This window comes from Isoptericola sp. NPDC058082 (genome assembly GCF_042885055.1).
Classification (GTDB): Bacteria; Actinomycetota; Actinomycetes; order Actinomycetales; family Cellulomonadaceae; genus Isoptericola.
The window spans coordinates 404,978-415,710 of the sequence record NZ_JBHVSQ010000002.1; the positions used below are offsets into that span (position 1 = coordinate 404,978).

The 10,733-nt window shown below is 72.3% G+C and carries 10 protein-coding genes; 5 read left to right on the forward strand and 5 right to left on the reverse strand.

All coding sequences use genetic code 11. The annotated features are described in order from the left end of the window. The first annotated feature begins 26 nt into the window (after positions 1 to 26). Complete coding sequence (locus ACFVS0_RS04820) at positions 27 to 1,346, forward strand: aminotransferase class I/II-fold pyridoxal phosphate-dependent enzyme (RefSeq protein ID WP_430587316.1); 1,320 nt, start codon at positions 27 to 29, stop codon at positions 1,344 to 1,346. A gap of 272 nt (positions 1,347 to 1,618) precedes the next feature. After that, positions 1,619 to 2,905: a hypothetical protein gene (locus ACFVS0_RS04825; RefSeq protein ID WP_430587317.1), complete on the forward strand. Its 1,287-nt coding sequence runs from the start codon at positions 1,619 to 1,621 to the stop codon at positions 2,903 to 2,905. A 94-nt stretch (positions 2,906 to 2,999) separates the two neighbouring features. On the opposite strand, the gene ehuA is transcribed toward ACFVS0_RS04825, so the two are convergent. From ehuA to ACFVS0_RS04845, 4 genes are read right to left on the reverse strand one after another with little or no spacing between them, the layout of a single operon-like run. Then, positions 3,000 to 3,788, reverse strand: coding sequence for an ectoine/hydroxyectoine ABC transporter ATP-binding protein EhuA (gene ehuA / locus ACFVS0_RS04830; protein ID WP_430548670.1), 789 nt, complete (start codon positions 3,786 to 3,788; stop codon positions 3,000 to 3,002). A 28-nt stretch (positions 3,789 to 3,816) separates the two neighbouring features. Beyond that, positions 3,817 to 4,464 carry an ectoine/hydroxyectoine ABC transporter permease subunit EhuD gene (gene ehuD, locus ACFVS0_RS04835; protein ID WP_430548669.1) on the reverse strand — a complete coding sequence of 216 codons (648 nt, stop codon included), beginning with the start codon at positions 4,462 to 4,464 and terminating at the stop codon, positions 3,817 to 3,819. Next, positions 4,461 to 5,228, reverse strand: a complete 768-nt coding sequence (gene ehuC, locus ACFVS0_RS04840) for an ectoine/hydroxyectoine ABC transporter permease subunit EhuC (RefSeq protein ID WP_430587318.1) — start codon at positions 5,226 to 5,228, stop codon at positions 4,461 to 4,463. The genes ehuD and ehuC overlap by 4 nt, the downstream gene beginning before the upstream one ends. 4 nt (positions 5,229 to 5,232) lie before the next feature. Continuing rightward, complete coding sequence (locus ACFVS0_RS04845) at positions 5,233 to 6,162, reverse strand: transporter substrate-binding domain-containing protein (RefSeq protein ID WP_430548667.1); 930 nt, start codon at positions 6,160 to 6,162, stop codon at positions 5,233 to 5,235. A 334-nt stretch (positions 6,163 to 6,496) separates the two neighbouring features. Here ACFVS0_RS04845 and ACFVS0_RS04850 point away from each other — a divergent pair, with 334 nt between their 5' ends. After that, positions 6,497 to 7,267 carry a GntR family transcriptional regulator gene (locus tag ACFVS0_RS04850; RefSeq protein ID WP_430548666.1) on the forward strand — a complete coding sequence of 257 codons (771 nt, stop codon included), beginning with the start codon at positions 6,497 to 6,499 and terminating at the stop codon, positions 7,265 to 7,267. A 4-nt stretch (positions 7,268 to 7,271) separates the two neighbouring features. On the opposite strand, the gene ACFVS0_RS04855 is transcribed toward ACFVS0_RS04850, so the two are convergent. After that, positions 7,272 to 8,669: a serine hydrolase domain-containing protein gene (locus tag ACFVS0_RS04855; RefSeq protein WP_430584545.1), complete on the reverse strand. Its 1,398-nt coding sequence runs from the start codon at positions 8,667 to 8,669 to the stop codon at positions 7,272 to 7,274. A gap of 111 nt (positions 8,670 to 8,780) precedes the next feature. Here ACFVS0_RS04855 and ACFVS0_RS04860 point away from each other — a divergent pair, with 111 nt between their 5' ends. Together ACFVS0_RS04860 and ACFVS0_RS04865 are read left to right on the forward strand one after the other, a co-directional pair. Further along, entirely contained in the window at positions 8,781 to 9,812 is a 1,032-nt protein-coding gene (locus tag ACFVS0_RS04860; RefSeq protein ID WP_430548664.1) for an ATP-binding cassette domain-containing protein, read from the forward strand. Beyond that, positions 9,809 to 10,645, forward strand: coding sequence for an ABC transporter permease (locus tag ACFVS0_RS04865; RefSeq protein ID WP_430548663.1), 837 nt, complete (start codon positions 9,809 to 9,811; stop codon positions 10,643 to 10,645). The genes ACFVS0_RS04860 and ACFVS0_RS04865 overlap by 4 nt, the downstream gene beginning before the upstream one ends. Positions 10,646 to 10,733: the final 88 nt, after the last annotated feature.

Below are 10,733 nucleotides of genomic sequence, written 5' to 3' on the forward strand. Positions count from 1 at the left end.
CCTGCCGCAGCCGACCCACGGCCGGTATGGTCCGTGGGGTGAGCACCGAGGGTTCCACCGCGCCGTCGTCCACCGCCCAGGCCGCCCAGGCCGCCGGCCTCGCCGAGAGGCTCGAGGACCTGCGCCGCCAGTACGCCGACCTGCAGGCCCGCGGCCTGAGGCTCGACCTCACGCGGGGCAAGCCGTCCGCCGAGCAGCTCGACCTCTCCGAGCCGCTGCTGGCCCTGCCCGGCGAGGGCGACCACACGGCCGAGGACGGCACGGACACGCGCAACTACGGCGGCCTCGCCGGGCTCCCCGAGCTGCGCCGCATCTTCGCCGAGCTGCTCGGCGTGCCCGTCGACCAGCTCCTCGCGCAGGGGAACGCCTCGCTGACGCTGATGTACGACACGATCGTGCAGGCCCTGCTGTTCGGCGTGCCCGGCTCCGAGCGGCCCTGGTCACGCGAGGAGCAGATCACGTTCGTCTGCCCCGTGCCCGGGTACGACCGGCACTTCGCGATCTGCGAGGAGCTCGGCATCCGCATGGTCACCGTGCCGATGACGCCCGACGGCCCCGACGCGGAGGCCGTCGCCGCCCTGGTCGCCGACGACCCGACGGTCAAGGGCCTGTGGGTCGTGCCGACGTACGCCAACCCGGACGGCTCGGTCGTCTCGGAGGCCGTCGCCCGGCGCCTCGTGTCGATGCCCGCCGCCGCCCCCGACTTCCGCATCTTCTGGGACAACGCCTACGCCGTGCACCACCTCACGGAGCACGAGGCGAAGTCCGCGCACGCGATCGACCTCGCCGCGGAGGCCGGCAACCCCGACCGCGTGCTCCTGTACGCGTCGACGTCGAAGATCACGTTCGCCGGGTCCGGGGTCGCGTTCTTCGCGGCGTCCCCGGCCAACGTCGCCTGGTTCACGAAGCACCTGGGCATCCGCTCGATCGGGCCGGACAAGATCAACCACCTGCGGCACGTCCGGTTCTTCGGCGACGCGGAGGGCGTGCGCGCCCACATGCGCAAGCACCGCGAGATCCTCGCGCCCAAGTTCCGCGCCGTCGTCGACATCCTCGACGAGCGGCTCGGTGACGCCGGCGTCGCCACCTGGACCCGGCCCGACGGCGGGTACTTCGTCTCCGTCGACGTCGTGCCCGGCACCGCGGCGCGCGTCGTGCAGCTCGCCAAGGAGGCCGGCATCGCGCTCACGCCGGCCGGCGCCACGTTCCCGTACCACCAGGACCCGGACGACCGGAACCTGCGCCTCGCGCCGACCATGCCCCCGCTGGACGAGGTGCGGGTCGCGATGGACGGCGTCGCCACCTGCATCCTGCTCGCCGCGGCGGAGGCCGCCGCCGCGTCCTGAGCACGCCGGGACGGTGCGGGCGCTCGACGGGGCGTCGTCCCGCTCGACGAACAGAGCCGATCGAGCGCCCGCACCACCTCAGGCCTGCGGGATCACAGGATCTTCGCGCTTCCTCTCGGGGCGGGTCACGACGGCCCGCTGCGACCTGCACACGCCCGGCCTAGGCTGCTGGGGACGCCCGCGGCAGACGCCGGAGCCCGCGGCGCGCGGCCCTCGTGCCGGCGGGTGCGGCGGGCGTCGGACAGACGACCCCGACCTGGACCCGACGCTCCGTGACCTCTTCCTCCCCCCGCAACCCCGCCCCGGGCGACCCCGTCGACGACCCGCACGACGACGCGAAGGAAGCCCCCGCCAAGACCCGGCTCTCGCTCACCCAGGTGGTGGCGAGCGCCCTCGCCGCGGTCAGCGCCACGGTGCTGATGTCCTTCTTCGGCGTCGCCGGGACGATCATCGGCGCGGGCCTGGCGAGCGTCGTCACGGTCATCGGCAACTTCCTCTACACCCGCTCGATCGAGAAGACGCACGAGCAGCTCAAGCCGGTCGTCACCAAGGTCGTGGCCCGCACCGGCCCTGCCGCCCCGCGCTCGCGCACCGCCGCGATGCGCGTCACCGGCACCGCCACGACGGCGCGGGGCACCGTGGTCAGCACGTCGGACGCCGCCGACGCCCGGGCGGAGGGCACCCCGGGCGACGCGCCGACCGTCGAACGACGGTCCGTCACGGAGACGCTGGCCGACGGCACCGTCCCCGGCACGCAGCCCTTCGACGCCACCGCGCCGCTCGGGGAGACCCGCCCCCTCGGACCGGTCGGCGCCGTCGACGCCGGGCTCGCGTCCGCGGACGGCGAGAGCTCCGACGATGAGGGGCCCGACGGCGACCTCCCCGAGGGGGAGGAGCCCGAGCCTCGCAACGCCTGGCTGCGCTTCGTGGAGAAGCACGGCACGGGCAAGGTGCTCGCGATGTCGGCGGCCGCCCTGTTCGTCGTCGTCATGGGCGTGGTCCTGGTCGTCGAGCTCGTCATCGGCAAGCCGTTGTCCGACGCGGTGCGCGGCCAGGAGGGGTCGGGCACGAGCATCAGCCGTACCTCGAACGACTCCGACGACTCGACCACCGTGCCCACCCCGACCAGCCCCGCCGAGGACCCGGCGAACGTGCCCGGGGACGACTCCGGCACCGACCGGGACCCGGACGAGTCCACGACCGGCACCACCGACGGGAGCACGGACCAGCCGACCGACGGGTCCACCCCGGACGGCACGACCGGCACCGACCCCGGGACCGACTCCGGCACGGACACGCCTACCGACGGGTCCACCGGCGGCACCACCGGCGGCGGCACGGACGACGGCACCGGCACGGGCACCGACGGCTCGGACGGCGGCACCGGTGACGGCGCCGACGGCTCCGACGATACCGGCGGGGGCACCGACACCGGCACCGACACGGGTGCCGGGACCGGGACCGGGGGCACCGCCCCCGACGCCGAGCAGGGCTCCGGCTCGTCGTCCGGCTCCGCCCAGGACGGCGCCGCCACGCCGACGCCCACCCCGGCGTCCTGAGCCGACCTCCGAACGCCGAACAGGCGGTTGCTCCCGCTCTCACGCGCCGTGACGCGCGAGAACGGGAGCAACCGCCTGTTCGGCGCTGAGAGGGTCAGCCCCCGAGCACGGCCTTGAGGAACTCCTGGGTGCGCTCGTGCTTGGGGTGCGTGAACATCGTCTCGGGGTCGGCCTCCTCGATGATCTTGCCGTGGTCGAACATCAGCACGCGGTTCGAGACGTCGCGGGCGAACTGCATCTCGTGGGTCACGAGCAGCATCGTGATGTCCGTGGTGCGGGCGATCTCGCGGAGCACGCCGAGCACGTCGGCCACGATCTCCGGGTCGAGCGCCGAGGTCACCTCGTCGAGCAGCAGGATCTCCGGGTCCATGGCGAGCGCCCGCGCGATGGCGACACGCTGCTGCTGACCGCCCGAGAGCTGGTTGGTCTTGAAGTCCCGCTTGTCGGTCATGCCGACCTGCTCGAGCAGCTCCTCCGCCCGCTGGACCGCCTCGGCCTTGCTCTTGCCGAGCACGTGGATCGGCGCCTCGATGATGTTCTCCAGCACGGTCATGTTGGGGAACAGGTTGAACTGCTGGAAGACCATCCCCACCCGGTTGCGCACGACACGGCGCCGCTTCTCCGGGACCTCGACCCACTTGTCGCCCTTGTACTCGTGCGTGTAGGGGTCGCCGTCGATGAGGATGAGCCCGCCGTTCGCCTCCTCGAGGGTCATCAGCAGGCGCAGGATCGTCGTCTTGCCGGAGCCGGACGGGCCGATCAGCGTCACGCGGTCGCCCTGCGCGACCGAGAAGTTCAGGCCGTCGAGCACCACGTTGTCGCCGAAGCGCTTGGTGACGTCGCGGAACTCGATGGCGGGGGTGCCGTTCGAGGCGTTGGTCATGTTCGTGCTCCCAGTGGAGGTCGTCGGGTCAGGCAAGGCGCGTCTCCATCCGGCGTACCAGCAGCGACGTCGGGTAGCTCACCAGCAGGAAGAGCACACCGACCAGCGTGATGGGCTCGATGTACGAGTAGGTCAGGGCGCCGAACGCCTGCGCCGCCTGGTACATCTCGACCACGCCGATCGCGAAGAGGAACGGCGTCTCCTTGAACATGGAGATCGCGTAGTTCCCCAGGCCCGGCAGCGTGTTCTTGATCGCCTGGGGCAGGATGACGGCGCGCCAGGTCCGTCCCCGCGAGAGGTTGAGCGCGGTCGCGGCCTCCCACTGGCCGCGGGGCACCGCCTCGATGCCCGCGCGGTAGACCTCCGACATGTACGTCGCGTAGTGCACGCCCAGCACGGTGAACCCGACGACCAGCGTCGGGATGGTCGGGAGCATCAGCCAGACGAAGACGAGCTGCACGACGAGCGGCGTCATCCGGATGAAGTTGACGACGAGACGCAGCGGACCCGTGATCCACCGGGTCGGGGCTCGCATCGCCAGAGCGATGAGCAGGCCGAGGATCGCAGCGATGGCCATGCCGACGACGGTCGCCTCGACGGTCACGACCAGACCCTTGAGCAGGTCCGGGAGGACCTCCCAGGCCTTCTCCCAGTCCCAGATTCCTCTGTCGATCATCGGGCGGTCACCTCCGTCGCCGCGCTCGTCGTCGCTTCCGTGGCGGCCTTGGCCTCCCTGCGGGGACCGAGGCTCAGGACCTCACGCAACGTCGGACGCGTGCCGCGACCCAGTCGTCGCTTCGCACGCTCTTCGAGAACGTTCATCCCCCAGGTCAGCAGGTACGCGATGACGAAGTAGACGATGAGGCCTACGGAGTAGCTGAAGAAGATGTCGCTCGTTGCGCGACGCAACTGGGTGGTCCAGAAGTTCACGTCGTGCAGTGTGATGTAGTACGCGAGCGCCGATCCCTTGAGCAGCTGGATCAGCAGGTTCGTGAGCTGCGGGATCATCAGCGCCCACGCCTGCGGGAAGATCACGCGCCGCACCCGGTGGGCCCAGCCCATGTTGAGCGCGATCGTCGCCTCCCACTGCCCCTGCGGGACCGAGCCGATCGACCCGCGCACGACCTCGGCCGCGTACGCCCCGTAGTTCAGCCCGAGGGCGACGATCGCGACGGCGAGCGCCTCCATCTTGAACCCGAAGACCGGCAGGACGTAGAAGAACCAGAAGACCTGGACCACGAGCGACGTGCCGCGGAAGAACTCGATGACCACCCGGGACGGCGCGCGCACCCAGAGGGACTGTGTGCGCGCGCCGAACCCGAGGATCAGGGCCAGAACCATGGCGAGGACAGCGCCGCCCAGCGTCATCTGCAGGGTGACGACGACCGCGTCGCCCAGAGCGGGGAGCCTGTCGGTCAGGGTCTGAATGTCGTCTGACATGCGGTCAGGAATCCAGCCCCAGCTCGTCCGCGATCTTCGCCAGGTCGCCCTCGCAGAGCATCTCCGCGGTCAGGCCCGCCGGCGGGTACTCCGCCTCGGTGAAGCCGAACGGCTCCATGATCTCGAGCCACTTGTCCTTGTCCTCGAGGATGGGCTTGAGCTTCTCGTTGTAGGCGTCGAGCAGCTCGGTGTCGTCCGGTCGGAACACCTCCGCACCCGCACCGATCTGGGGCACTCCGTCGATGGTCGCGACGAACGCGTCCGTCGCCTCCACCGGCTTGTCGCTGCCCTCCGCGAGCGCACGGATCGAGATTCCGGTGAGCGCGAAGGCGTCTGCGCGACCGGAGGCGACCGCGTCGAGGCCGTCCTGCGAGCTGCCCACCGTGATCGTCTCGACGCCGGTGTCCTTGGCGTAGCCGTCCTCGATGGCACCGCTCGTCACGGCGAGCTTGACGCCCGAGTCCACCGCCGACTGCCAGTCCGTGAGGTTGTCCGGGTTGCCCTCCGGCACGAGGAACGCCGTCGTGTACATGATGGTGGGCAGCGCGAAGGCCGCCGCCTCGCAGCGGTCGGGCAGGATCGACATGCCGGCGCTGACGGTGTCGTAACGCCCGGCGTTGAGGCCCGGGATGAGCGAGTTCCACTCGGTCTCGGTGCCCTCGACGGTATCGACGCCGAGCTCCCCGAAGATCTCCTTGTCGAGCGCGATGGTCGCGCCGGTGAGCTCGTCGCCGTCCATGTAGCTGTACGGCTTCTCGCCGTTGAACGCGACGTTGACGGTACCGGCGTCCTGGATCTTCTGGAGCGTCGAGCCCTCGCCGTCCCCCGATCCGCCCTCGTCGACGCTCGAGCAGGCGGCCAGCGCGGTCATGGTGAGCACGGAACCGGCAGCGAGGAACGCCCGGCGGCGCTTCGTGGTCCTGGTGGACGACACGGTGTCTCCCTTCGTCGCCCGGCGGGAGTCCGCGCCGAGCCGTTGGTCTGGACGGTGCGACACCGTAGCCGTGATGCCGACGCTACGACAATCTATGTATCCGCATGTCGGATTGTCTACAATCAGCGAGGGCGCGCCGCCACGACGCGCTCCGTTCGGCGTCGTCGCAGGTCAGCGCGGCGTTGCCGGGACGAACGACCGCCTCGGACGGGCTCGGCACGCCCGAAAAAGCGGTCATGCCATGGTCACAAGAGGGTCACGATCTGGCGGGAGGCCGCGGCGCGGGATGATATGTCCCGGTCGGACGGCCCCCGACCGCCTGGAAGGAGAGCAGATGACCCCATCGTCGCCGGCCCCCGTCGGAAGCGCGCCGTTCCTGTCGCCGGTGACCCGCCCGTCGACGGTCGACCTCATCACCGTCGAGCTGCGCAACGCCGTCTACTCGGGCGCGCTGCCGGTCGGATCACCCATCCGCGAGGTCGAGATGTCGAGCCAGCTCGGCGTCAGCCGCGGGCCGTTCCGCGAGGCCGCGCAGCGCCTGGTGCAAGAAGGGCTCCTGCGCTCCACCCCCGGCCGCGGCCTCAGCGTGGTGCGCATCGGCGCCGACCGGGTGCGGGCGCTGTACGAAGCGCGCACGACCGTCGAGACGTCGGCCGCGCCCCTCGCCGTCGAGCGTGCCACCCCGGCCCAGGTCGCCGCCGTCCGCGCCGCGCACGACGCCCTCGTCGACGCCGAGCGCAGCGAGGACGCGCGCCGCGTGGGCGACGCCGACCTCAACGTGCACTGGTCGCTCGTCGCCGCCAGCGGCAACCCCTGGCTGCTGCGCTGGATGACCACGCTCATCGTGGAGGTCCGGATCGCGAGCTTCACGGTCAGCGAGGACTACGCGGTCCGCAAGGACGCCGCCGAGTCGCACGTCGAGCTGGTCGAGCGCTTCGAGGCCCGCGACGCCGACGGCCTCGTCGCCGCGATCCGCACCAACCTCGACGACGCCGTCGCCCGACTGCTCGAGCCGGAGACCATCGCGGTCGAGACGTTCGACGAGCCCCGCCCGTCCCCCGCCCCGCGCCTCGACCCGATCACCCCGACGTTCCCCGAGCCGTAGCCGCTCACGCCCCGGGCCGGGCGGCGAGCTGCGCGCGGCGCCCGGCCTCGTACTCCTCGGCCCGCCACGAGGTGACCCCGGCGACGACGATCCCCGCCGGGCGGCCGTCGTCGCCGGGCAGCACCTCGACCGGCTCCCCGGGCGCCCCGAACCCCGGCTCGACCGGCAGCCGCAGGGCGTCGCCGTCGACGACGAGCCGCTCCGCGCCGGCCAACGGGTCTTCCCGACGCGGATCGACCAGCCACAGGTCCCGGCCCAGCCGGACGAGGTCCGTCAACCCCCACAGGTTGGCGAACCGACCGGTGCTGCGGCCCAGGGCCGCGGCCTCGTCGGCCGTGGGCTCGCCGGCGTCGAGGGCGGTCGCGACCAGCGCGAACAGACCGGTCGCGATCGTGTCGGCGGGGCCGTCGACCGCGTTCGTCAGCACGGACACGACGACGCCCCCGGCCGGGTCGGCCCAGGTGCGGCTGAGCTGGCCCGGGAACGCGCCGCCGTGCCCGACGACGCGGCGCCCCTCGATCTCGCGCGTCTCGAAGCCCAGGCCGTAGCGCCGCGGCCGGGCGTGCGGGCGGTCGATCGCCGACTCGTCCCGCTGCAGCAGGCGCCGCGTCTCCGGCCGCAGCAGGTCCGAGCCGTCGGCGTGCGCCGCGAACCACCGCGTGAGGTCGGACGCCGTCGAGGAGAACCCCGTCGCCGCGGCCAGCGCTCCCGTGCGCACGGGAGCGACCGGCAGCCGACCGTCGTCGGCGACGCCCAGGGCGGAGTGCCCGACGACGGCGGGCACGCCGTCCCCCACCTCGGGGGACGTGTGGTCCAGCCCGAGCGGGCCGAGGAGATCGTCCCGCACGTGCCGGCCGAACGGCGTCCCCGCCACCGCCTCGACCACCAGCCCCAGCAGCCCGTAGGCGAGGTTCGAGTACTTGAACGTCTCGCCGCGGCCGAGCACCGGACCGTCGGCGCGCACCGCCGCCACCAGGGCGTCCCGCCCCGGGAACGGCGCGCCGAGCTGCCAGAAGTCGGCGTCGGTGCCGTCGCGCCGCACACCGCCGGTGTGGCCGAGCGCCTCGCGCAGGGTCACCCGCCCGACGGCGGCCCCGGCGAGCTCGGACAGGTGCGCGTCGAACGGGTCGTCCAGGCGCAGTGCACCCCGCTCCGCGAGCCGGGCCACCGCCGTCGCCGTGAACGTCTTGGAGTGCGACGCCACCCGGAACACGTGGTCCGTGCGCAGCGGCTCCCCGGTGGTGACGTCCGCGACGCCCCACGCGCCCTCGAGGAGGGTGTCGTCCCCGAGGCGGACCGCGTACTGCACGCCGGGCACGCGCGCGAAGCCGGCCTGCGTGCCGACCCAGGCGGCGAGGTGGTCGGGGTCGAACGGCTGCGGGGTCGCGGGCTCCGGCGTCATGGGCGACACCCTGCCACGACGGTCGCGCCGTGCGCCCGCCGATGAGTTCCGCGTCGGTGGGCCGTCCTAGCCTGGTACGTGACGCACGTCACCGACATCCCGGGAGCTCCCATGTCCGCGTCAGACCCCGGCCCGCCGCGCGACGACCTCGCCGTCGACGCCCGAGGGCTCGTCAAGCACTTCACCACCCGCAAGCAGGTCACCAAGGCCGTCGACGGCGTCGACCTGCGGATCCCGACCGGCAGCGTCTTCGGGCTGCTCGGCCCGAACGGCGCCGGCAAGACCACGGTCGTGCGCATGCTCGCCACGCTGCTGCGCCCCGACGCCGGCACCGCCCGCGTGCTCGGGCACGACGTCGTGGCCGACGCCGACGCCGTCCGCTCCGCCGTCGGGCTCACCGGCCAGTACGCGTCCGTCGACGAGGACCTGACCGGCACCGAGAACCTGCTCATGCTGGCCCGCCTGTACGGGTTCACCGGGACGGCGGCACGGCGGCGCGTCGAGGGGCTGCTCGACGCCTTCAGCCTGTCGGACGCCGGCCCCCGGCAGGTCAAGACCTACTCCGGCGGCATGCGGCGCCGCATCGACCTGGCCGCGTCGCTGGTGCTGGCCCCGCGCGTGCTGTTCCTCGACGAGCCCACCACCGGGCTCGACCCCCGCAGCCGCAACCAGGTGTGGGACATCGTCCGCGTGCTCGTCGCGGACGGCGCCACCGTGCTGCTCACCACCCAGTACCTCGAGGAGGCCGACCAGCTCGCCGACCGCATCGCCGTCATCGACCACGGCACCGTCATCGCGGAGGGCACCTCCACCGAGCTCAAGCGCTCCGTGGGCCAGGGGGCGGTGTCGTTGCGGCTGGCCGACGCCGGCCAGCGGTCGGCCGCGGCGAGCGTCGTCGAGAAGGTGCTGGGCACCGAGCCCACGCTGCCCACGGACCCGTACGCCCTGTCGGCCCGCGTGCCCGACGACGGTGCGGACTCGGTGGCGCAGCTGCTGCCCGCGCTCGGGGAGGCGGGCATCGCCGTGCCGGAGTTCACGCTCGGTCAGCCGAGCCTCGACGAGGTGTTCCTGACCCTGACCGGCAAGCCGCTGCCGGCCGACGACGCCGCCGAGCCCGCCGACGCCCAGGAGGTGTCCCGATGACCACGTCCGCGGAACCTGCCGAGATCGCGACCACGACGTTGCGCCAGGCCGTGGCGCTCACCGAGCCACCCGCACGGCCGTCCGCGCTCTCGATGACCCTGACCTTCGGGTGGCGCGCGCTGTTGAAGATCAAGCACGTGCCCGAGCAGCTGTTCGACGTGCTGGTCTCCCCCGTGATCTTCACGCTGATGTTCACGTACCTGTTCGGCGGCGCGCTCGCCGGGTCCACGTCGGCCTACATCCAGTTCCTGCTGCCCGGCATCCTGGTGCAGACCATCGTCATCGTCACCGTGTACACGGGCTACACGCTCAACACCGACATCACCAAGGGGGTCTTCGACCGGTTCCGCTCGCTCCCGATCTGGCGGCCCGCGCCCATCGTCGGCGCCCTGCTCGGCGACACCGTGCGCTACTCGATCGCGTCGGTCATGACGATCGGGCTCGGCCTGATCCTCGGGTTCCGCCCCGACGGCGGGGTGGTCGGCGTCGTGCTCGGCGTGCTGCTGCTGCTCGTCTTCGCCTTCTCGCTGAGCTGGATCTTCACCATCCTGGGGCTGCTGCTGCGCACGCCGAACGCCGTCATGGGCGTGTCGATGATGGTGCTGATGCCGCTGACGTTCGCGTCGAACATCTTCGTGAACCCGTCGACGATGCCCGCCGCCCTGCAGCGGTTCGTCGAGATCAACCCCGTGACCCACCTCGTCACCGCCGTGCGGGGGCTGATGGCCGGCACCCCCGACGGCGGGGAGATCGTCTGGGTGCTCGTCGCCTCCGTCGTCCTCACCGCCGTCTTCGGCCCGATCACCATGCACCTGTACCGCACCCGCCACTGACGCCCGCCGTGGGGAGGGTTTTTTGGCGTTTTCCCAGTCTTGAGCGGGGCAAAAAAACCCCCCCCCACCCCCCCCACGCGAGGAGGGG

Coding starts and splice junctions, on each gene's coding strand:
- ACFVS0_RS04820 (WP_430587316.1), top strand. CDS start 27: ATGGTCCGTGGGGTGAGCACCGAGGGTTCCACCGCGCCGTCGTCCACC.
- ehuA (WP_430548670.1), bottom strand. CDS start 3,788: ATGACCAACGCCTCGAACGGCACCCCCGCCATCGAGTTCCGCGACGTC.
- ehuD (WP_430548669.1), bottom strand. CDS start 4,464: ATGATCGACAGAGGAATCTGGGACTGGGAGAAGGCCTGGGAGGTCCTC.
- ehuC (WP_430587318.1), bottom strand. CDS start 5,228: ATGTCAGACGACATTCAGACCCTGACCGACAGGCTCCCCGCTCTGGGC.
- ACFVS0_RS04850 (WP_430548666.1), top strand. CDS start 6,497: ATGACCCCATCGTCGCCGGCCCCCGTCGGAAGCGCGCCGTTCCTGTCG.
- ACFVS0_RS04855 (WP_430584545.1), bottom strand. CDS start 8,669: ATGACGCCGGAGCCCGCGACCCCGCAGCCGTTCGACCCCGACCACCTC.
- ACFVS0_RS04860 (WP_430548664.1), top strand. CDS start 8,781: ATGTCCGCGTCAGACCCCGGCCCGCCGCGCGACGACCTCGCCGTCGAC.
- ACFVS0_RS04865 (WP_430548663.1), top strand. CDS start 9,809: ATGACCACGTCCGCGGAACCTGCCGAGATCGCGACCACGACGTTGCGC.